The 20,569-nt window shown below is 57.1% G+C and carries 19 protein-coding genes; 9 read left to right on the plus strand and 10 right to left on the minus strand.

Features of this window, described 5'->3' with window-relative positions; translation table 11 throughout:
- Positions 1 to 9: 9 nt before the first annotated feature.
- The gene (locus AC2FLA_RS16205) at positions 10 to 396 is read right to left on the minus strand and encodes a FlgB family protein (protein ID WP_282120922.1); all 387 of its coding nucleotides are present in this window, start codon (positions 394 to 396) and stop codon (positions 10 to 12) included.
- Positions 397 to 482: 86 nt separating this feature from the next.
- Between AC2FLA_RS16205 and AC2FLA_RS16210 the strand changes: the two genes are divergently transcribed.
- From AC2FLA_RS16210 to AC2FLA_RS16235, 6 genes are all read left to right on the plus strand, one after another.
- A complete protein-coding gene (locus AC2FLA_RS16210) occupies positions 483 to 1,817 on the plus strand; it encodes a FliI/YscN family ATPase (RefSeq protein ID WP_496723516.1) in 1,335 nt (444 codons plus the stop codon).
- 87 nt (positions 1,818 to 1,904) lie between these two features.
- Complete coding sequence (locus tag AC2FLA_RS16215) at positions 1,905 to 2,741, plus strand: flagellar motor protein MotB (RefSeq protein ID WP_496723518.1); 837 nt, start codon at positions 1,905 to 1,907, stop codon at positions 2,739 to 2,741.
- A gap of 99 nt (positions 2,742 to 2,840) precedes the next feature.
- On the plus strand, positions 2,841 to 4,136 hold the full coding sequence (locus AC2FLA_RS16220) for a flagellar hook protein FlgE (protein ID WP_496723520.1): 1,296 nt from the start codon (positions 2,841 to 2,843) through the stop codon (positions 4,134 to 4,136).
- A gap of 34 nt (positions 4,137 to 4,170) precedes the next feature.
- Positions 4,171 to 5,622: a flagellar hook-associated protein FlgK gene (gene flgK / locus AC2FLA_RS16225; protein WP_496723522.1), complete on the plus strand. Its 1,452-nt coding sequence runs from the start codon at positions 4,171 to 4,173 to the stop codon at positions 5,620 to 5,622.
- 2 nt (positions 5,623 to 5,624) lie between these two features.
- A complete protein-coding gene (locus tag AC2FLA_RS16230; protein ID WP_496723524.1) occupies positions 5,625 to 6,632 on the plus strand; it encodes a flagellin in 1,008 nt (335 codons plus the stop codon).
- A complete protein-coding gene (locus tag AC2FLA_RS16235) occupies positions 6,629 to 7,723 on the plus strand; it encodes a flagellar basal body P-ring protein FlgI (protein WP_496723526.1) in 1,095 nt (364 codons plus the stop codon). The genes AC2FLA_RS16230 and AC2FLA_RS16235 overlap by 4 nt, the downstream gene beginning before the upstream one ends.
- Positions 7,724 to 7,785: 62 nt before the next feature.
- On the opposite strand, the gene AC2FLA_RS16240 is transcribed toward AC2FLA_RS16235, so the two are convergent.
- Genes AC2FLA_RS16240 through AC2FLA_RS16275 form a run of 8 tightly spaced genes read right to left on the minus strand, consistent with a single transcriptional unit; the run spans position 7,786 to position 15,052 of the window.
- On the minus strand, positions 7,786 to 8,430 hold the full coding sequence (locus AC2FLA_RS16240) for a DUF1523 family protein (protein ID WP_496723528.1): 645 nt from the start codon (positions 8,428 to 8,430) through the stop codon (positions 7,786 to 7,788).
- 11 nt (positions 8,431 to 8,441) lie between these two features.
- A complete protein-coding gene (locus AC2FLA_RS16245; RefSeq protein WP_058276531.1) occupies positions 8,442 to 8,708 on the minus strand; it encodes a hypothetical protein in 267 nt (88 codons plus the stop codon).
- Positions 8,709 to 10,046, minus strand: a complete 1,338-nt coding sequence (locus AC2FLA_RS16250) for a DUF6638 family protein (RefSeq protein ID WP_496723530.1) — start codon at positions 10,044 to 10,046, stop codon at positions 8,709 to 8,711. It lies immediately after the preceding gene.
- Positions 10,043 to 10,531 (minus strand): hypothetical protein, encoded by a 489-nt coding sequence (locus AC2FLA_RS16255; protein WP_496723532.1) that lies wholly within the window; start codon positions 10,529 to 10,531, stop codon positions 10,043 to 10,045. Before AC2FLA_RS16255 ends, AC2FLA_RS16250 begins: the two co-directional genes overlap by 4 nt.
- 29 nt (positions 10,532 to 10,560) lie before the next feature.
- On the minus strand, positions 10,561 to 12,495 hold the full coding sequence (locus AC2FLA_RS16260) for an AAA family ATPase (protein WP_496723534.1): 1,935 nt from the start codon (positions 12,493 to 12,495) through the stop codon (positions 10,561 to 10,563).
- Between the two features lie 22 nt (positions 12,496 to 12,517).
- Complete coding sequence (locus AC2FLA_RS16265; protein WP_496723536.1) at positions 12,518 to 13,636, minus strand: hypothetical protein; 1,119 nt, start codon at positions 13,634 to 13,636, stop codon at positions 12,518 to 12,520.
- A gap of 1 nt (position 13,637) precedes the next feature.
- Positions 13,638 to 13,973, minus strand: a complete 336-nt coding sequence (locus tag AC2FLA_RS16270; protein ID WP_496723538.1) for a hypothetical protein — start codon at positions 13,971 to 13,973, stop codon at positions 13,638 to 13,640.
- Positions 13,973 to 15,052, minus strand: coding sequence for a hypothetical protein (locus AC2FLA_RS16275; protein WP_496723540.1), 1,080 nt, complete (start codon positions 15,050 to 15,052; stop codon positions 13,973 to 13,975). Before AC2FLA_RS16275 ends, AC2FLA_RS16270 begins: the two co-directional genes overlap by 1 nt.
- Positions 15,053 to 15,336: 284 nt before the next feature.
- Here AC2FLA_RS16275 and AC2FLA_RS16280 point away from each other — a divergent pair, with 284 nt between their 5' ends.
- The 3 genes from AC2FLA_RS16280 to AC2FLA_RS16290 all read left to right on the plus strand — a co-directional run bounded on the left by AC2FLA_RS16280 (position 15,337) and on the right by AC2FLA_RS16290 (position 19,718).
- Positions 15,337 to 16,812, plus strand: a complete 1,476-nt coding sequence (locus AC2FLA_RS16280) for an NAD-dependent succinate-semialdehyde dehydrogenase (protein ID WP_496723542.1) — start codon at positions 15,337 to 15,339, stop codon at positions 16,810 to 16,812.
- Between the two features lie 128 nt (positions 16,813 to 16,940).
- The gene (locus tag AC2FLA_RS16285) at positions 16,941 to 19,124 is read left to right on the plus strand and encodes an esterase-like activity of phytase family protein (RefSeq protein ID WP_496723544.1); all 2,184 of its coding nucleotides are present in this window, start codon (positions 16,941 to 16,943) and stop codon (positions 19,122 to 19,124) included.
- A gap of 156 nt (positions 19,125 to 19,280) precedes the next feature.
- Positions 19,281 to 19,718, plus strand: coding sequence for a hypothetical protein (locus AC2FLA_RS16290; RefSeq protein WP_496723546.1), 438 nt, complete (start codon positions 19,281 to 19,283; stop codon positions 19,716 to 19,718).
- A 338-nt stretch (positions 19,719 to 20,056) separates the two neighbouring features.
- Here the strand turns inward: AC2FLA_RS16290 and AC2FLA_RS16295 are convergent, their stop codons facing one another.
- The gene (locus tag AC2FLA_RS16295) at positions 20,057 to 20,524 is read right to left on the minus strand and encodes an Hsp20 family protein (protein WP_113789186.1); all 468 of its coding nucleotides are present in this window, start codon (positions 20,522 to 20,524) and stop codon (positions 20,057 to 20,059) included.
- Positions 20,525 to 20,569: the final 45 nt, after the last annotated feature.

Raw genomic sequence — 20,569 nt, forward strand, 5'->3', positions numbered from 1 at the left:
ACGACCCCCTTATGCCCGGCCGACGCTGCTGCGCAGAATGTTCATTGAAGATTTGTAGATCGCCAGGGCGCGGTCATGCTGACGCTTGACTTCAACGCCTTTTAACATCTCTTCCTCGACGGAAACGCCATTGCCGTTTGGGTCACCCGAAGGGGTGGCTTCAATCTCAGCCCAGGGCTTTGGGCCACCAACACCATTCAGATGTCCCGCCCGCGTGGCAGTCATGGCGACCTCACGACCCGAGCTTTCGAATGCTTTTTGAAAGGCCTCGATATCGCGGGGCTGGTAGCCTGGCGTATCCGCGTTGGCCATGTTTCGTGCAATGACGGATTGCCGTTGCCCGGCATGGGTTGCCATTGCGTACGCGGTTTTAAAGACGTTCAGGTCATAGAACATCAGGGCTTCTCCCTCGATCAATTTCAATCAAGGCTTAACCCCGATTCCTTTAAAAACCGTTTTCAGAAACCGTTGGAGAATCTACGATGTCCCATCTCGACCCGATGCTTTTGAAATGTGAAATCGACCGCCTGACTGCCACACGCCATATGGGCCATGTGGCCAGCGTCGCGCGCGGGGTTATAGAAGTTGAAGGCCTCGCAGCGCATGCGCGGATCGGGGATCATGTGACCTTACGCCGACGCAATGGCCCGGAACTGGCAGGCGAAATATTGCATGTCGAATCGGATCTGATTCACATGCTGCCCGCCACGGCACCGGATGGGGTCTGCCTTGGTGACAGAGTGATTCTGAACCAAACACCAGCCTTTGCGCCGGGAATGCACTGGTTGGGACGGGTGGTCGACCCGTTTGGCAATCCATTGGACGGAAAACCGCTGCTGTCTGGAATTCAGGAGCAGGACATAATGCAAGCCCCTCCACCTGCGGTCGATCGCAAACCTTTGGGTCAACGAATGGAGACTGGTCTTGCGATGCTGAACACTATGCTGCCCATCGTTCAGGGTCAGCGCATTGGACTGTTCGCCGGCTCTGGCGTGGGAAAGTCCACGCTGCTTGCAACGCTGGCGCGGTCGATGCAGGCGGATGTGGTTGTCGTCGCGCTTGTCGGTGAGCGTGGGCGCGAAGTGAACGAGTTTGTCGAACACGCGTTGGGTACCGAGGGGATGAAGCGGTCGATCGTGGTGGCCGCAACGTCTGATCAATCCGCCCTTGCGCGCCGCCGTTGTGCCTGGTCTGCGATGTCGGTGGCGGAATACTTGCGCGATCAGGGCCTGAACGTCCTGTTTCTGGCCGATTCTGTCACCCGTTTTGCCGAAGCGCATCGCGAAATTGCTGTTGCTACAGGTGAACAACCGTCGCTTCGCGGGTTTCCACCTTCAGTGACCCCATTGATTGCGGGCCTTTGCGAGCGCGCGGGTCCGGGCACTGGCGAACAGGGCGACATCACGGCCGTGTTCAGTGTTTTGGTCGCAGGATCGGACATGGATGAGCCAATCGCCGATATCCTGCGCGGTGTTCTGGACGGCCATATCGTCCTGAGCCGCGAGATTGCCGAACGTGGGCGGTTTCCGGCGATCGACCTCAGCCGCTCTGTCTCGCGCAGCTTGCCCGGTGCGGCCACAGAGGAAGAAAACCAGTTGATCTCGCAAGCCCGCCGACTGGTTGGCAGCTATGAACAGTCCGAGGTGATGATCAAAGCCGGGATCTATTCCGAGGGTTCCGATCCGCTGTTGGATCAGGCCGTGCGCGTGCATGATGAGCTGGACGCCTTTTTCGCCAAGCCCGAAACGGATGGAATCAAAAACAGCTTTGATCGCCTGCAACTGATCCTGCGCCGCGCCGGAGCCGCCTTGGTGTAGCAGCGATATCGCGACAGTTTTAAACGTTAAGCCCGCCTTAAGACCTGCACTGCTACCCCGGTAGCGGGTGATAAAAAGGTGGTGGAGATGGGTGCGCAATCCAATGCGGCGCCAATCATCATCAAGAAGAAACGTGTGTCCGGTGGCGAAGGTCACCACGGTGGCGCGTGGAAAGTCGCGTATGCCGACTTTGTCACGGCCATGATGGCGTTCTTCATGTTGATGTGGCTATTGAATGCAACGACGGAAAAACAACGCAAAGGGCTGGCGGATTATTTCTCGCCAACGATTCCCGTAAATCCGGTGTCAGGCGGTGGTGACGGCGCCTTTGGCGGCAATAACATGTTCTCGGAAAAATCCATGGTGATGGATGGCTCGGGTGCCAGCCAGAAAAGCCCGACGGTCGCCCGGCAGGCCCGCGGATCGGTTGGCGTGAACGCAGACGGCGGCAAAGAAAACCTCGAAGATTTTTCCTCTCTCGAGGCCAAGCTTTTGGGGCGCACGGGTGAAAGTCTGGTATCGGACAAGATCCTGAAACATATCGTCACGCGGGTCACCGACGAAGGCCTGGTTGTCGAGCTGTTCGATACCGAGGATCAGCCGCTGTTCGAATCGGGTACCGACAAGCCAACGGCCATGATGCGCGCGCTCGCGTTGCTGGTGGCGCGATCTTCGGACCTGGTGCAGAACTCCATTGCTGTCGAGGGACATGTGCGTGCCTCGCCGGTCGTTCTGGCGCAAAACCCGTCCTGGGACCTGTCAACGACCCGCGCTCAAACCGTGCGCCAGATGTTGCAGGGCAAGGGTTTGGCCGCCAAAAGACTGGATCGGGTCACGGGCCACGCTGACCGCGAACTGACAGCCAAAAACCCGATGGCAGTTCGCAACAACAGGATCGAGATCATTTTTCTGCGCACGCCTTAGAATTCAAAAGGGTAGAACGCATTTTACTTGTTAGCGTGCTGTTAAGGGCCAGTACGTTAGCTGTTGCATCACGTTTTGACGCAACAGAAGGGCGTGCCAATGACAATTTCCTCTTCGCTGAATGCCGGTGTGGCCGCTTTGAAGGCCAACGCGAACCGACTGGCGACCATCTCTGACAATATCGCCAATTCGTCCACCTTTGGCTACAAACGGGTCGAGACCGACTTTCACTCGATGGTCACGTCAGGTCAGGGCGGGAGCTATTCGGCAGGCGGTGTCAGAACCACAAGTCAGCGCATGATCGACCAGCGTGGATCGCTGGTCACAACGAACAATTCAACCGACCTGGCGGTGCGCGGCCGTGGCCTGTTACCCGTGCGGCCCAGCTCTCAGGTTGCATCCAACTCGAACGAAATGTTGCTAACCACAACCGGTTCGTTCCGTACCAATGAACAGGGTCATCTGGTCACGCAATCCGGACTTGTTTTGCTGGGTTGGCCCGCCGATCCGGACGGATCGATCCACAATGTGCCAAGGGATACGCCAGCTGCGCTGGAACCCGTCAAACTCAGCGTCAATCGATTGACCGGCTCGCCGACCACAAGCATGAACCTGCGCATGAACCTTCCGGCCACGGCGACAGATGCGGGCGCGCCGGGTGATGCACAGCCTTTGTCGGTCGAGTATTTTGATAATCTCGGCAAATCAGAGTCCGTAAACATTGAACTGGTCCCGACCGTGCCTGGAACAGGTTCCAGCAATGAATGGACCATGACGTTGCGCGATACCGCGTCGGGCGGTGCTGTGATCGGAGAGTACCGCCTGACCTTTACCGACAGCCGAACCGCAGGCGGCACGCTGGCCAGCGTGACTACCATTTCAGGTGGTGCTTACGATCCGGCAAATGGCAGTTTTGTGGTAAACGTTGATGGCGGGCCGATGGAGATTAATATCGGTCAGATTGGCGACAAAGATGGGATTACCCAGCTGTCGGATACATTTGCCCCCGTATCGATCACGCGCGACGGTGCCCCCGTTGCAACGATGACTGGCGTGAAGGTGGATGAAAACGGATATGTCTACGCGCAATACGACAGCGGTGTCAGCCGGCGCGTGTACCAGATACCGCTTGTCGATGTTCCCAATCCAAATGGGTTAACGGCGCTGGACAGCCAGACTTACGCCCCGTCCCGCGATAGTGGAACGTTCTTCCTGTGGAACGCGGGCGATGGGCCGACCGGCGATCTGGTATCCTTTGCACGCGAGGAATCCACGACCGATGTCGCAACTGAACTGACCTCGATGATCCAAACGCAGCGGGCGTTTTCCTCCAGCGCCAAGGTGATCCAGACAGTCGACGAGATGCTGCAGGAAACCACAAACATCAAACGTTGATCCGGGGCTTTGAGCTAGGGAAAGGACCTGTCCGATGAACATGACGACAGCATTGAACAACGCGTTGGGCGGTCTGACCGCCGCAAGCCGCGGGGCCGCAGTTGTCTCGGGCAATATCGCCAACGCCCTGACACCGGGCTATGCGCGTCGCTCGCTGGAATTGGCAACAAGTCCGATATCAGGCAACGGCGTGCGCACCGTCGGCGTGACGCGCCATCAGGACCCGGCCCTGATCGCCAACCGGCGCGATTCCGACGCAAATCTTGCTGGTACAAGCGCAATCTCAGAGTTCTACACCCGTTTTGAAAAGGCCGTGGGTTCGGTTGATGACCCCAAATCCATTGCCTCTCGGTTGACCGAATTTGAGAACGACATGACAACGGCCGCCAGCTTGCCCGATTCCAAAGTGCGGCTGGATCAAGCGGCCCGCGCTGCCCGGGATTTGGCGGACAGCCTTAACGCGGCATCCGAAGGTTTGCGTCAGGCGCGGTCGGACGCAGACAGGGCCATCGGCAAGCAGGTCAACCGCCTGAACCAGTCCTTGCAGGACATCGAAAACCTGAACAACAAGATCCCCAACATCAATAATTCTGGAGTCGATATCAATGCCTTGCTGGATCAGCGCCAAGTATTGATTGATCAAGTGAACGAGCTGATGCCGGTCAATGTCGTAGCGCGGGATAACGACCGTGTGTCGCTATATTCAAACGGCGGCCTGATCCTTTTAGAGGGGCAGGCAGCAGAATTCAGTTTTACGACTACCGGCGAAACCAAGCCGCACATGACAATTGCCAACAGCCTCTTGTCCGGTCTTGAAATGAACGGGCAGCCTGTGCGCACCGGCGGCAATAGTGCGCAACTTAGGGGCGGCGCGCTGGCGGCTCAGTTCGAGATACGCGATGAACTGGCGGTTGAGGCTCAAGTACACTTGGACACCGCCGCCCAAGACCTGATCGAACGGTTCGAGACCGCCGGTCTTGATCCGACCGTCGCGGCAACTGATCCCGGCGTGTTCACCGATGATGGCAATCGCTACGACGCAACTGCGGCAATCGGATTGGCTTCGCGCATACGCTTGAACGTGACGGTGGACCCCGATGCTGGTGGTGACAGCTGGAAATTGCGGACGGGCCTCGGCGCCGCCACTCCAGGGGATCCGGGCGATGCAACGCAGCTGAGGGCCTTTAGCGCGGTCCTGAACGATGCTCGTCCCGTTGTCGGGGCGGTATATGGCACCGGCAATATGCGAGCTGCGGAAATTGCCGAGGCACTGCTGTCTAAGGCCGGGGCAAACGCCCATGCCGCCGAGGGGCACATGACATTCGCCAAGCACTCACAACTAGAAATGGCCAAGATCGAAGCCGAACGCGGCGTGGATACTGACACCGAACTGCAAAATCTGATGCAGATCGAAAAGACATATGCCGCGAATGCGCGGCTCATCTCGACCGTGGATGAGATGATGGACACTCTGCTGAGGTTATGACGATGAATTTGACATCCATAGGTGATCTGGCGCGCGGATTGACGCTGAGAACCCGGTCGACCGAGATCAAAAATCAGATCGAAACACTGTCCTACGAATTGTCATCCGGACGGGTTCAGGACTTGTCTGGCCATTTGGACGGTGATTACTCTCATCTACTGGATCTGGATCGCAGCCTTTCCAGACTGGATGCGTTCAAAGTATCGACCGCCGAAGCCGGGTTGTTCACGGATGCGATGCAGCTGAGCCTGAACACAGTTGCCGGCGCTGTTGAGGGGATTACCGCCTCACTTCTGTCCTTTGGCACCTCAAATCAGGCAGTAACCCATGAAAACGCATCGGCTCAGGCCAAAAACGAACTGGACGCGATCGTATCCGCTTTGAATACGCGTGCCGGGGGGCGCAGCCTTTACTCGGGCACTGCAACGGATGTTTCTCCGCTTCCATCCGCAGACACGCTGATCACCGCGCTAGAGGCCGAGTTGACAGGCGCAGCCACCGTCGCGGACATCCGGCAGAGGGCAGAGGATTGGTTCAACGATCCTACCGGGTTCAATGCGGTAATTTATCAGGGATCCGGCACAAAACTGGCCCCCATGCAGATATCCGAGAATGAAAGCGTTTCAATTCCTGTGACAGCGACCGACCCAGCAATCAAAGCCGCACTTCGCGACATCGCAGTCGCAGCCGTGGTCGCGGACAGCGGCCTGAATGTCCCGATGCAACAAAGAACGGCCTTGTTCAAACAATTGGGCGTCGATCTGGTCAACGCCAAGGATCAGTTGGTGGGGCTGCGCGCCGATGTCGGCGCGACCGAGGCCCGAATCGAACAGGCGCAAACGCGAAATAATGCGGCGCGGACTAGCCTGCAAAGCAGCCGAAGCACACTGATCGCCGCGGATCCTTATGAAACCGCCACTCAGTTGCAAACCGTACAGTTCCAGCTGGAAAGCCTGTATTCGCTCACCGTTCGCAACGCGAACCTGTCGCTGGTGAATTTCCTGAGATGAGAGTTCTTGTTTTTCTTCTGATGTTGCTTCCTGGCCTGACCTCTGCCGGCGCTATCCGACTGAAAGATCTGGTGGATTTCGACGGGGTTCGCGGAAACGATCTAGTCGGCTATGGTCTGGTTGTGGGGCTGAATGGAACCGGTGACGGGCTCAGGAATTCGCCCTTTACCGAAGAGATCATGTCCAACATTCTCGAAAGGTTGGGCGTCAACGTCAACGGCGAGGATTTCCGCCCCAAAAACGTGGCCGCCGTTCTGGTGACATCAAGCCTACCGCCCTTTTCGCGCGTTGGAGGTCAGATCGACGTAACGGTCTCTGCCATCGGGGATTCCAAAAGTCTGCTGGGCGGTACGCTGATCATGACGCCATTGAACGCTGCTGACGGGCAGATTTACGCCGTTGCGCAAGGTACCGTTTTGGCAGGCGGCGTGTCGGCTGAGGGAGAGGCCGCCTCTGTTGTGCAGGGCGTTCCTACATCCGGCGTGATCCCGTCCGGGGCAAGGGTGGAGAGAGAGATAGACTTTGAACTTTCGGCGCTTACCCAGATGCGCCTTGCTTTACGAGAACCCGATTTTACAACGGCAGGCAGGATCGAGCTTGCCATCAATACCGAGTTCAACAGCGCAGTGGCCATCATGCGCGATTCCGGGACGGTTGAGCTGAACATCGCGGCAACGCAGGCAATTTCGACCGCCCACGCGCTTGGGCGGATCGAGAACATTCTGGTTGAACCCGAAACCAAGGCCCGCGTCGTCGTTGATCAGCGTTCGGGCACGATTGTGATGGGGCAGGAAGTACGGATATCCCGCGTGGCGGTCTCGCAGGGCAATCTTACGCTCACGGTCGAAGAGGCGCCGATTGCGGTTCAACCCAACCCCTTCGCGCGTGGCGAAACTGTTGTGGTGCCCAGAACAATCGCGGGAATAGAAGAAGAGGAAGGCACCGGGTTGGCTGAAATACCCGAAGCGGCAACCTTGTCCGAAGTCGTGGCGGGTCTGAACGCGCTTGGAGTGTCGCCCCGCGACATGATCGACATTCTGAAAACGATCAAAGCCGCCGGAGCGTTGCACGCCGAATTTATCGTACGCTGAGGAACTCAGATCAGCAGGTCACTGCCAAGACTGGCGGAGGGGCCAAACGGCCGCTCAAAAACTTATTTGGATTTCCAACTGTTCAGCCATTTTCGGAACCTGCCGCCCTGCTCTTCTATGGCGTCGCCGGCGGCATATAGGCCATCTTCCATATTCTCGATCACGGGATCGACCCGCGCCTCGCGAAACCGACGCCAGCGAACCCAAAGGGCCCAAACAATCGCGAAGAAAACGGTCAGGAAAATGATATTGAACCAGGGAATGATCCGAACGTCAGGGCTGTCGACTGCCCAGATCTTTACTGCATTCGGGAAAATCGAAAGGAACTCACTGCGCCAGCCATAATGGCGCACGACAACCCAACGGGGCGCCTCGGTCGTCGATTTCTGGTCCGCCGCTTCGGCTTGCAGGTTCGAGGAATTCAGCTTGAAATAGGGCGGCCAGCCCCAGCCCGTGTCTTCGTTCCGATACACCATGACCTTGCCATTGGTCTTGCGGGTCTGAATGAAAAACACATCGCGGTTTGGCGTTGTCGCATCACTGCCGACGTCATGAACCGACCAGAAGATGCTGTTCTCACCGGGGTCGATCCGTTTTTCATAGGTATCCGAAATCCGAACCACATCGTGCTGCGGAAGGGTGTAATTCAACACCGCCGCAATCGTGCCCCAGAACAGGATGATGATAGCCCATTTGACGTAACGCATCAGCGAAACCCTCACATGAAATTCGTAACATAAATCAGGATTGCGATCAGGCCCAGCGGCACCACGTAAATCCCAAGGATCAGTTTGCGTCGAAACGATCCGTCGTATTTTTTTAGCCCGCGCTGGACAAAGGCATCGCGGTCGCCAGTCAGACCCTTTTTCTCCCAATGGGCGATCAGCTTACTGCGCCGTACCCAGCGGGAATAGATTGATACGCCCACATAAATGACCGTCAGAACGACCAGCAACGGGATCAAAAAGCGCAGTGCGACGAACATTTAACTTCTCCCTACTGCGCCCCAGGGGCCGACGCGTGCGATGATGTCTTCGCTGATCCGGTCGTTACCGCTCATATCCGGTTCGTGGCCGAATAGTGCGGCCCGGGCGCCAGCCTTATCCACCTGATACTCGCGCGCAAGGAAGTCGGCAACATAGGCTTTTTTGGCCTCGGGCCAAGTCGCATAGGTGCGGTAGAACAGTTCCTTATGGCAAATGAACACCTGACGTGGGTCCAACGGGGCCAGTTCCGCCAGCAGCATGTTCACCAAGTCGCGGTTCGGTGTGTTGGTCGCCCGCAGCGTATAGAAATAGGCCGGGTGATCCGAGGTGATGCGCGGCCACGGCCCGCCATCCTTCGCCCAGCGCAGCAGTCGCGCCAGACCGTGATAGGCGTCGGGCAGACGATCCGAATGGTTTCGCGCCAGCCGTCGCATGTCACCACGATCCAACCCTGTCAGGTCAACGCCTGCATCGGCTGCGGCGTCTACGGTCAGAAAATCCATCTTTTGCTGCAAGATTGCGGCGGAATTGACACCGCGCGCCTCGATGATCGTTTCGACCAAGCCGTTAAGCCCGAGGAACTTGGCGATCTGGTTCCGCTGAGATGGGTCAAAAACGTATTTGATCGGCAAATCGTCGGTCTTTTCGCCCATACAGATCGCCGCCGGATGATCCAGATCGGGGAACAGGTAAAGCCCGCCGAAGTGCGCCGTCCAGAAGTTGCGTTGCTCGAATGTGGTGTGGCGCAGGCGGACGGGGTTGCGGGTCACGTCGCCTGTTTCCTTGGCGGTCTCGATCATCTTGGCAATCAGCACATCGTCGAACCAGGCGTCCTCTTCGGTTTTGAACTGTTCGACCATGCCCGCCAGTTGTTGCGCTTTGCGCAGAGTGCCCCCTGCGGTGTCGGCCTCGACCTCGATCTTGCGCAGGTTCAGTAGGTCGCTTGGGGTGGTGAGTTTGATGACCGAGTTCACCAGTTCTCCAGCCACCGCATCGGTGGCGGTCAGGGCAAACAGCTGCGCCTCGTTCATCTCGATGAATTCGCGCAGGATATCGCGCGAGGTCGAGAATTTGACGTTCAGCAGAGGCGCGCGTTTCTGTTCGGTCGTCAGCAGTATGAACTGCCGGTTGACTCCGTTGGGGTTGAGGTAGAGTTCGTCCTCCAGCTCAATCCCCACCTCCGGCGAATAGCCCGAGATATCGACATGGAAATCCGTCAGCGCCGTGGTCTTGCCCGTCAGATGCTGCAACGCACGGTTATACCGCTCGACCAGAGCCGGGCTGGATATATGGACGAGGTTGCCAAACATCAGGCCTTTTTTGATGAGGCGGATCATTTATCCTCCTTCTTCCTATACGGCCATCTTTTCGCCCTGCTGAAAGGATCATCCCAACCCAAAGAAAGCGCCTCGTTTCTTAGAAACTCGCTTGCATCCCAACACGAGTTGCTAAAGTGCTCGGCGTCGCTCGCACTGCATCCACCTTTGCCATGTGCAATGTCGTTTCTCAGCTTTATCGCTTTATCTATTTCTTTCCATAGTTCATGTTTCTTGTTGTCTTTGAACCAGTCACTTAGGCTCTGGCCATTCGGGCAGAAGAATTTCCACTTTTTTCTAAGCTCGTGAAAACCACCAAAACCGACCACGTCCTCAAAAAGAGTACGATCCATATCGGTTTGCATCGCTGCGGAACGCAATAAGCGATAACACACCGTTTCAAGAGAAATCGCACTATAAACAAAGCTCTCCCGAACAAACCCTAAGTCGCGTAGTTCGTCTGCACGATTTTTTGCCGCCTCGAATCCGGGACCTATTGCGTACATTAATCAACTCTCCGTCTTTGAAAATCTTACTACTCTGATCTATTGCTTACATACCGCCGCTTGGCCTCTTCCATCCGGCCCATCTCACGCACCGCGTTCTCAATGGCGACCTCGTCGCTCTTGTCGGCATAGCGGAACTCGCTGTCGGCGTAGCGGTTGATCTCTTGCATCACCATTTCCACTGTGATCGGCTGGCGCAGGTCTTCGATCATGGCCCTCTTAGAGTCGTAGTCGCGGAACAGGAACAGGTCGGGGTTTTCCATCCATTCGTCGGGCAGTTCGAAATCCATCGCGCGGACCTTGACGGCGTCGGTAATGTTCTTGATCGCGCGGCCGGTAAAGCGCTCATCCGCCTGCTGGATTGCCTTGAGATAGGTGCCCATCTTGGCAATCGTATCCATCTGGCCGATATCGCCGGAGACCCGGTCATAGACCTGCAGAAGAGCCTCTTCGTGCGGGCGGGAATGACTTTCGAAACTGGCAGCGACAGCCTTTTTGATTTCCTGCGCGGCATAGGCCTCGTGTTCGCCCAGCGGGATGTCGTGGTTGCGGCCCATCAGCAGGTGCAGGATGTCGATGTAATCCTCGCGCGTCTGCGGCCCGTCGACCAGGAACCGAGCGCCCGCCCGCTGGCGCAATGCGTCGTCCACATTCTCGGGGTAGTTCGAGAACATGCCAAAGGTGCAGTTGCCGCGCACGACGGTGTTGGCACCTGCAAAGCTCTCCATCAGCACGGCGGTGATTTCCAGTTGTCCGGCCGAGGACTGCCGGTCGCCGCGTTTGCCTGCCAATTGGTCGATGTCGTCGATGGTGCCGAAGCCGATGACCGAGGGGTCGATGATCGTGTTGATGAAGGCCTTGGCGTTCTGGCCAGACTTGCCCTGATAGCTGTCGATATTGTCGGTGCTCAGGTTCTGATAGCGGAACGGATAGCCCGCGTTCTGGCAATAGTCGTTGATCAGCCCGGCCATCATCTGGATCAGGGTGGTCTTGCCGGTGCCCGGTTTGCCGTCGCCCATGAAGGTGAAAATGAACCCGCCAAGTTCCGCAAACGGGTTCAGGCGGCGGTCGAAATCATAGGCCATGACCATCTTGGCCAGCTTCATCGCTTGATATTTGGCGATATGGTTGCCGACCACCTCATTCGGTTTCTTGAACGTCATGGTGAGGGTGGTGGATTTGGCCTTGGAGGCCGGTTCGAACCCCCGGATTGTCAGATCATCAACCTCTATATGCCATGCGGCGTTCTGGAACGGGGCCAGATGCCCTGCGGATTGGGCGCGCAGAGCGGCCTTTTCCATCAGTTGTTCGGCATAGGCGCTGGTGGCGGCAATCAGGTGGGCATCGTCGGGGGCATGTTTGGCGAGGGTCTGGTCCAGCTCCCACAGCGCGCCATGCAGGGCAAGTTGGCCATTGTCGGTCAAAACCTCTTCGATCTCACCGATATCGGCGGTGGTTTCACCCAAATGCGAGGACATCAAGTATGCCAGCGCATTGCCAAACGTGTGCGAGGTGATCAGAGCCTCCGCCGTCAGCAGTTCCGAGAATTCGGTCTTGCGCGCGGCGGGCAGGTCTCCGGCAAGATTCGCGCGTTTCAGATCAGCCAGCGAGGTCTGTTCCGCATAGGTCTCAGCCACAGCCAAGGCGATGGCAATGGCGCGGCGGATGGCCTGCTGCGTGGTCGCCTGAGGCGGCGAGACCAGTGTATCGCCATCATCTGAGGCCTCGATCCGTTCGACCAGATGCACTCCGGCTGCGCGCACGGTTCGGCGTGTCACCAGCCCCGGCGTCGTGGAGCGAAACCGCCGCCCGGTCGACACACCCGGAGACCGCTCGGTCGCCACCTCAACCGCTTTGGCTATCCGCGGCGCGTGTTCAAAACCGTTCAGCAAGGCGGTCGCTGCCGGATAATGCTTGCGAATATCGTCTTCGCGCAATTCCATCTGATCTGACGTCAAACTCATTTCAAAATCGCCTTTGCTTTCTTTAATACCTCAACACCTGCCCAGCCTTGCTGACAACGAACTTGCGCACATCGGCAAATCCCGGCGGGTTACGCTCAGCCAGCACCTGAAACGGGCGCTGGGGCAGAATGATCGACCTCTGAGTACGGGTGGCCCCGGTTTCGGCCCCCTGCCCGCCGAACGGGTCGAGCGCGAAGACCTCGCGCTCGACTGTGGAAAACCACCCGGCACGCTCTTCGATCACCTCTTCGCTTTCCAGCTCTTCTGTGGTCCAGGCCAGTGCCCAGTCCTGACCTTGCGGTGCCTGTGCGTCCTCAAGAACCTGCCGCAACGGGCCGGTTTGCTCGGTGTAGGCCGAGGAATACATCGGACCTACGTGGATGCGGCGCAGGTGTTTGGGATGCAGGTCGTCGAAATCCTGATCGAAGCCTTTGGCAATTGTCACCAGTTTCAGCCCACCTAAGCTTTGCGCCATCAGATGCGCCTGCACTTCGGGCCAGCGGCGCTGGTCTTTAGGCAGGGCGGTTTTGCCGCTGTCCTCCAACTGCATCAGGTAGATGACCGGCAGGTTGATCTGGCTGTCATAAACTGCCCAGTGGATCATGAACTTGCGCCGTTCGTCCTCATTTCCGATCCAGTGGCATTCGGGATCGTTGCGAGCCCAGAACAGCTGACCTTTCAGCAATTCCTCGTAATAGAGCCTTTGGGACAGCGCGAATTGCAGCTTGGTGGGGATTTCCTGATCGCCAATGATCGTCCGCACCATGTCGGTTTTCAGGTCGTCTTCCGAGGGCATATTCGCCAGATGCACCTGCGCCTGCTGCGCGTCATTGGCCATAGTCAGCAGCTCGGCCGCCACCGGAAAGCCGCTGTCGCGCTTGTCCATAGCGAGGCTGCCAAAAAACCGCCCCGTATCACGCCCGACCAGCAGGTATTTCATGGAGAGCGCGCGAAAGGTGTAGAGCAACCCCGAGAGGTAGCGCGACACGATCCGCACCTCTTGTTTACTGATCGCGCCCTCCGCCTCCATCGTCGCGGCCACGCGCAGGAGGTGGACGGTGATCACCTCGAATTTGCGGAAATAGCGGCGCGAGGCGAAGGTGTCGGTCAGGCCGACATGGTCTTGGGTGGGGTCGGTCATTTCATCTTCCCAAATCCAAATCGTTCTGCAACCACGTATCAAGTTGAGCAGTTTTCAGACCAAGCCAAGGCCACCAATAACTAAGAACGCGAAGGAAAAGCGGTGCAAAACGCACGACAAATGGTGTTGCGAAAGCAACGAAAAAACCCAATGCGCCAACCAGTTGTAGCAGCTTCACATTGACGACGTTACCTATCCACACCACGACTAAAAATGGGAACCATGAAAACACTGCCCAAAAACAGATTTTGAACCATCTTGGTGTTGCCTTCGGTTCAAGGTCTTTGAGGCTTTTAATTCTAGTGGGCTGATTTGAGTTCTTGAAATCGAACAGCATCACCCACCATACAAATTCTTATCATGCTTCTCGACAATCGAGGCAAACCGGCGGGCAAAGCGTTCGTCCGCCTTGGCCTTTTTCTCCAACACGTCGCGGGCGAAGACCATGTGGTCTTCATGCGCCTCTAGCATGTCGGCCATCTTCTGGTTGGTCGCGGTGCCGATGGCGGCCATGGCGGTCTGCGCCTCCTGGTCCGTCTGCACGCCGATCTCGTTGATGCGGTGGGCCACGTCCTGCTGCTGCGCGGTTTTCAGCGATTTGGTCAGGGCGTCATACAGAACCACGCGCTGTTGCGTGTCTGTCTGCAGCTTGTTGATCAGCACCATCTGCGTCGCCGCCTGGTTCTGTAGGGAATCGACCCAGGTCTTGCCCTTTTCGATATAGCGCTCCAGCGTTTGGCTTTTGGCCAGCTTGACCTGCTCTTCCTGAACCTTGGCGTTGTATTGCTTGTTCAGCTCGGCCAGTTCGGTTTCCAGCTGGGTGCGCGCGGCCGCGTCCTGTTCGACACTGATCTTGTTTTCCAGAGTGATGATCGTCGGATCCATATCTTGAATCTCAGCCCGCAGCGCCTCTAGTTCAGCAACAGTAGCCTCGCGGTCGTCCAGCGTACCGGTTAGGTTTTCCTCGACCTTCACCCGCTGTTCTTCCAGCACGGATAGCTGCCCTTGCAGCAATTGAACGATTACGTCGGATTTGGCGATCAGGTCCTGCAGCTTATCGTCGATATTGGCGGTGCGCATGCGCTCCTGCCGCATCGACTCGGATTTTCCTTTCGAGAAGATGCCGACAAACGTCTCCCACCCGGATTTCGAGCGCATCTCGTCGAAATCCTTGGAAAAGGCGCTGGTGACGTCGTCCAGACCCATGATCAGCTCAGCGATATTGGCGTTCATCACCTCGGTATGGGCGTGCACATCCTCAAGCGTGGCGTTTTCGATGTCGATGTCGGCCCCGGCAGAGCCGATCTTAGAACGCGCGGCTTCAATCCGGGATGTCAGCCCTTCGATCTGAGACTGGCTTTCGCGCACTTTTTGCTGCGTTTCCTCAATCAACGCATCAAACTGCTTGTTCGACATCTGTCCTATTCCTTTTTTTAATTATGCACCCAACAAGATAGGAGATGTTACGATCATTTACATCCCCTTGGGCATCCAATCCTGTGGAACTTTGGCAAACTCCGCGAAAAAAAGATAGGCGGGTTGACACTTTGGCCTCAGATCGCATGAATGCGCCCCGGTAGGCAAAAAACGTCACGTTTACCATACGAAAACTGGATTGATCTGACCCCACGGGTGGCCATAGACAATCCGGGAGGCACATGTTTGAGTGCTAACAAATTTTTATTGCCGGAGGCTGACCCATGCTGGACGCGACAACCGACCTGAAATCAATCCTGAAAAACCCCGATCTGCTTGTAACCAAAGCCTATATCGGCGGTCAGTGGGTCGACGGGGACAATGGCACCTTTGCCGTGACCAACCCGGCGCGCGGCGACGTCGTAGCCGAAGTCGCGGACCTGAGCCGCGCGCAGGTCGCCGGCGCGATCGCACAGGCCGAGGCCGCGCAAAAGGAATGGGCCAAGCTGACCGGCAAGGAACGCGCCGTGATTCTGCGTCGCTGGTACGACCTTATGATGGAAAACGCCGAAGATCTGGGCAAAATCCTGACCGCCGAGCAAGGCAAGCCGCTGGCCGAGGCCGTTGGTGAGATTGGGTATGGTGCGTCGTTCATCGAGTTTTTTGGCGAAGAGGCAAAGCGCGTTTATGGCGAGACGATCCCGGGCCATCAGCGCGACAAGCGGATCATGGTGTTGAAACAGCCGATCGGAGTTGCGGCCTCGATCACGCCGTGGAACTTCCCCAATGCGATGATCACCCGCAAGGCAGCTCCGGCGCTGGCGGCAGGCTGTGCATTTGTCGCACGTCCGGCCAAGGAAACACCGCTGTCCGCATTGGTCATGGGCGTTCTGGCCGAACAGGCTGGCATTCCGGCTGGTGTGTTCAACGTATTGCCGTCCTCCAGCGCCAGCGAGATTGGGAAGGAATTCTGCGAAAACCCCGGCGTGCGCAAACTGACCTTCACCGGCTCGACCGAAGTGGGTCGTATCCTGCTGAAACAAGCCGCTGATCAGGTCATGAAATGCTCGATGGAACTGGGAGGCAACGCGCCATTCATCGTGTTCGACGATGCAGATCTGGATGCGGCAGTCGAAGGCGCAATGATGTGCAAGTTCCGCAACAACGGCCAGACCTGTGTCTGTGCCAACCGCATCTATGTTCAGGCCGGTGTCTATGACGAATTTGCTGCCAAACTGAAAGCCGCTGTCGAGGCGCTGAAAATCGGTGATGGTCTGGCTGAGGGCACAACAACCGGCCCGCTGATCAACGCCGAAGCAGTGCTCAAGGTTGAAGAGCACATCAAGGACGTCACCGACAAAGGCGGCGCGGTTCTGACCGGCGGTCTGCCGCACGATCTGGGCGGCACCTTCTTTCAGCCGACTATCGTAACCGGCGTAACGCAGGACATGATGGTGGCGCAGGACGAGACCTTTGGCCCACTGGCGCCCCTGTTCAAATTCGATGACGAAGACGACGTGATCGCCATGGCAAATGACACGATCTTTGGTCTGGCGTCTTACTTCTACGCCAAGGACCTCAGCCGCGTCTACAAAGTGGCCGAGGCGCTGGAATACGGCATCGTCGGCGTCAACACAGGCATCATCTCGACCGAGCTTGGCCCGTTTGGCGGCGTTAAGCAGTCCGGCCTGGGCCGCGAAGGCAGCCACCACGGTTTGGAAGACTATCTTGAGATGAAATACGTCTGCTTGTCGGTCTGATCTGAAAAGGCCCCGGTGCTGCGTGCCGGGGCCATTACGTTTGTCACAAAACTGCAAACAAACCGTCACATCCCTGCAATGACCCGCGTTCATCCCCCTCTCATCCAAGTGAGAGAGGATACCACCCGATGTCATTGCGCTGTGTCTGCCTGACATCTGCCCTTGCCCTGACCGCCGGTCAGGCAGCGGCAGAAATGAATTTCAACCGAATTGCGTCTTTCCCCGTCGTCAAAAACATGGCCGAGGGGGCGGATACCACCCGCGAAACCTCGCCCGAGATCATCGCGGCGACAGCGGACGGCATGACGCTGGTCTATACCGACAGCCCGCTGGGCATGATTGGCATGGTCGATATCACCGACCCCGCGAACCCCGCGCCGCTAGGTGCGATGGACGTGGGTGGTGAGCCGACATCCGTGGGGATCGTTGGCGCGACGGCTTTTGTGGGTGTGAACACATCGGAAAGCTATACTGCCCCTTCGGGCAAACTGATCTCGGTCGATATCTCGGGAAAGGCGGAAACCGGCGCTTGTGATCTGGGTGGTCAGCCCGACAGCGTCGCCCTTGCGCCGGATGGCAGCTTTGTCGCCGTGGCGATCGAGAACGAGCGCGACGAAGACCTGAACGACGGGGTCCTCCCGCAACTACCCGCCGGAACTCTGGCGCTGGTGCCATTGAAAGACAGCGCACTGGATTGCGTAGGCATGAAGATGGCCTCGCTGACAGGTCTGGCCGACGTTGCCCCCACTGATCCCGAGCCTGAGTTTGTCGACATCAATACCCTGGGTGAAACCGTCATCACCCTGCAGGAAAACAACCACATCGCCGTCGTCGACAAGGACGGCAACGTGATCAGCCATTTCTCGGCCGGCGCGGTTGATCTGGAAGGCATCGATGCCACCGACGAACGCGGCGCACTGATCTTCACTGAAAGCCAAAAGGGCCGCCTACGCGAGCCTGATGCGGTGAAATGGATCGACGACAACCATTTCGCAACCGCCAACGAAGGTGACTACAAAGGCGGCTCGCGCGGCTGGACGATCTTCCACAAGGACGGCACCGTTGTTTACGAGAACGGCACCGACTTCGAGAAAGCCATCATCCAGATCGGTCACTATCCCGACAAACGCTCGGACGCCAAAGGGGTTGAGCCTGAAAGTGTTACCGCAGCGACCTTTGGTGACACACCAATGATCTTTGTAGGGGCCGAGCGCGCCTCGGTCGTGGGTGTTTATGACGCCACCGACCCGGCCAACCCCGTGCTGAAACAGCTGCTGCCCTCGGGCGTTGGTCCCGAAGGTTATGTTGCGATTCCGGAACGCAACCTGCTGATCTCGGCCAATGAAAAGGACCTGATTGAAGACGGCGGCCCGCGCGCGCATGTGATGATCTACGAATATCAGGACGCCCCGGCCACCTATCCGCATCTGACGTCCGCAGGCACGGATGAGCTGATCGGCTGGGGGGCGCTGTCCGGTCTGGTGGCTGATGAGGACGGCATGATCTATGCGGTGAACGACAGCTTCTACGGCTTCCAGCCTTCGATTTTTAAGATCGACCCCAGCCAGAAACCCGCCCGCATTGTGGATGTGATCTGCATCCACCGTCAGGACGGCAACCCGGCGCAGAAGCTGGATCTGGAAGGCATCACGCTGGACGGTAAAGGCGGGTTCTACGTCGCCTCCGAAGGCCGCACCGACCGTGTTATCCCGCATGCGATTTACCACGTGTCCGCTGATGGCCTGATCAAGGATCGCAAAGGCGAGATCGGCCTGCCACCTGAACTTATGGCGGTCGAAAAGCGCTTTGGGTTTGAGGGCATCACCCGCGTTGGCAACACCCTGTGGATGGCCGTTCAGCGCGAATGGAAGGACGACCCTGAAAACCACGTGAAACTGGTGGCCTACAACCTTGAGACCAAAGAATGGGGCGCGGTGCACTATCGCAAAGCGGACCCGGAAAAGGGCTGGGTCGGTCTGTCGGAAATCGTGGCCTTTGGGGATCATGTCTATGTCATCGAACGCGACAATCAGCACGACCACCGCGCGGCAACCAAAAAGATCTACCGTATCCCGCTGTCGGAAATGACTCCGACGCCGCTGGGCGGTCCCCTGCCCGTGGTCAACAAGCAAGAGGTCCGCGACCTTCTGCCCGATCTGACTTCGACCGGCGGTTACGTTCTGGACAAGATCGAAGGTCTGGCCATCCTGCCCTCGGGCGAAGCGTTTGTGATGACCGACAATGACGGCGTCGACGATGCCTCGGGCGAGACGATGTTCTGGTCGATTGGGTCGGTGACAGCTGGGAATTGATCCAATTGCAAAACACTTAATGACCCCGCACGAAATTGTGCGGGGTCATTCTACTTCTTACGTCAGCTTTGTGCCGATAGTATCACTTTACGAATTGTGGCTTTTGATTTTTTTGATTTGAGTAACCGAGACTTTCATTGTTTGTAGGAAAGGAGAATGGCCAAGTTGATGGATGAGTTTGCTAACCTTCAAAGAAAACTCCATAGGCAGTGTAGCTACCATTCTAGGCACTACGGGCATCTGAAGGCGCTTATCGAAAACGATGATTGGTCTCGAATGGTAGATGGCTCAATGTTAGGGCGCGTTTTGCTACTCGGAAACAGTGAGATTACCAACGCTCTAGCTCTGTTCAATACCCGAATGTTTGATACAGGGCCTGATGCGATCACAATTCGCAGGCTAGGTAAAAAAGTACCGTCCGAAGAGGAAATCGAGCGGCATCAAGCTGTGAGAATGAGCAAAATCGGGATTACATATTCTGTTGATCGCCATTTAACCGCTAGGGAAGAGTTCATCGAAGCTTATCGGGAACTGAAAAAAAGACGGCACAAGTTCGAAGCTAAGGTCTTTGCGGGACTACAGGCTAGCACATAACATCGAACCGGAGGCTGAACCGGAGAAAGCGACACTTAACGATCTCCTTGAGTTAACAGACGCTGTTTTCAATTTAGTGGACTTGGCAGGATACATTGTGGAGAGCTCTCGGGGAGTTTACCGAGATTCCTCAGATCAGGCTGAGAAAGAAACCAGGATGATATATGCAGCGCTTCCGAAACTCGCGACAGCAGAAAACTAACGGAACTAAATGGCAGCAAAACCCGATTATCGGACGTCCCTTTACTATAAAAACAACGCCCCGCGTCTGGAGGAACGCGGGGCGTATGGTGCGATAATCCAGAGAGGAACGATTATCGCGGCGTATAGCGGTCGCCCTAATTCACGGCTTTAGCGTCGACCACGTCCTTTTCGATGGCGTTCGCCGAAGAAATCTCAATCCGGCGCGGTTTCAGGGCTTCGGGCACTTCGCGCTTCAGGTCGATGTTCAGCATGCCGTCTTCGTGGTTGGCGCCGGTGACGCGCACGTGATCGGCCAGCGCAAAGCGGCGTTCGAACGCGCGGGTGGCGATGCCGCGGTGCAGGTAGCTGCGCTCTTTGTCCTCGGCGGCTTTCTTGCCAGCAACGATCAGGGCGTTTTCTTTCATCTCGACCGACAGGTCATTTTCCGAAAAACCGGCGACTGCAACCGATATTCGATAGGTGTCGGCATCGGTCTTTTCGATGTTGTAAGGTGGGTAGCTCGGCTGAGCCACATCATTGGTCAGCACGCGATCCATCATGTCAGCGATCTGGTCGAAACCAACGGTGGCGCGGTGCAGCGGTGCAAAATCAAAACTACGCATGTGTCATATCCTCATATCAGAGCGATCTGTGTTCTGCCCTCCGTT

The organism is Ruegeria sp. CDSA033 (genome assembly GCF_059612305.1).

Coding starts and splice junctions, on each gene's coding strand:
- AC2FLA_RS16205 (WP_282120922.1), bottom strand. CDS start 396: ATGTTCTATGACCTGAACGTCTTTAAAACCGCGTACGCAATGGCAACC.
- AC2FLA_RS16210 (WP_496723516.1), top strand. CDS start 483: ATGTCCCATCTCGACCCGATGCTTTTGAAATGTGAAATCGACCGCCTG.
- AC2FLA_RS16215 (WP_496723518.1), top strand. CDS start 1,905: ATGGGTGCGCAATCCAATGCGGCGCCAATCATCATCAAGAAGAAACGT.
- AC2FLA_RS16220 (WP_496723520.1), top strand. CDS start 2,841: ATGACAATTTCCTCTTCGCTGAATGCCGGTGTGGCCGCTTTGAAGGCC.
- flgK (WP_496723522.1), top strand. CDS start 4,171: ATGAACATGACGACAGCATTGAACAACGCGTTGGGCGGTCTGACCGCC.
- AC2FLA_RS16230 (WP_496723524.1), top strand. CDS start 5,625: ATGAATTTGACATCCATAGGTGATCTGGCGCGCGGATTGACGCTGAGA.
- AC2FLA_RS16235 (WP_496723526.1), top strand. CDS start 6,629: ATGAGAGTTCTTGTTTTTCTTCTGATGTTGCTTCCTGGCCTGACCTCT.
- AC2FLA_RS16240 (WP_496723528.1), bottom strand. CDS start 8,430: ATGCGTTACGTCAAATGGGCTATCATCATCCTGTTCTGGGGCACGATT.
- AC2FLA_RS16245 (WP_058276531.1), bottom strand. CDS start 8,708: ATGTTCGTCGCACTGCGCTTTTTGATCCCGTTGCTGGTCGTTCTGACG.
- AC2FLA_RS16250 (WP_496723530.1), bottom strand. CDS start 10,046: ATGATCCGCCTCATCAAAAAAGGCCTGATGTTTGGCAACCTCGTCCAT.
- AC2FLA_RS16255 (WP_496723532.1), bottom strand. CDS start 10,531: ATGTACGCAATAGGTCCCGGATTCGAGGCGGCAAAAAATCGTGCAGAC.
- AC2FLA_RS16260 (WP_496723534.1), bottom strand. CDS start 12,495: ATGAGTTTGACGTCAGATCAGATGGAATTGCGCGAAGACGATATTCGC.
- AC2FLA_RS16265 (WP_496723536.1), bottom strand. CDS start 13,636: ATGACCGACCCCACCCAAGACCATGTCGGCCTGACCGACACCTTCGCC.
- AC2FLA_RS16270 (WP_496723538.1), bottom strand. CDS start 13,973: ATGCTGTTCGATTTCAAGAACTCAAATCAGCCCACTAGAATTAAAAGC.
- AC2FLA_RS16275 (WP_496723540.1), bottom strand. CDS start 15,052: ATGTCGAACAAGCAGTTTGATGCGTTGATTGAGGAAACGCAGCAAAAA.
- AC2FLA_RS16280 (WP_496723542.1), top strand. CDS start 15,337: ATGCTGGACGCGACAACCGACCTGAAATCAATCCTGAAAAACCCCGAT.
- AC2FLA_RS16285 (WP_496723544.1), top strand. CDS start 16,941: ATGTCATTGCGCTGTGTCTGCCTGACATCTGCCCTTGCCCTGACCGCC.
- AC2FLA_RS16290 (WP_496723546.1), top strand. CDS start 19,281: ATGGCCAAGTTGATGGATGAGTTTGCTAACCTTCAAAGAAAACTCCAT.
- AC2FLA_RS16295 (WP_113789186.1), bottom strand. CDS start 20,524: ATGCGTAGTTTTGATTTTGCACCGCTGCACCGCGCCACCGTTGGTTTC.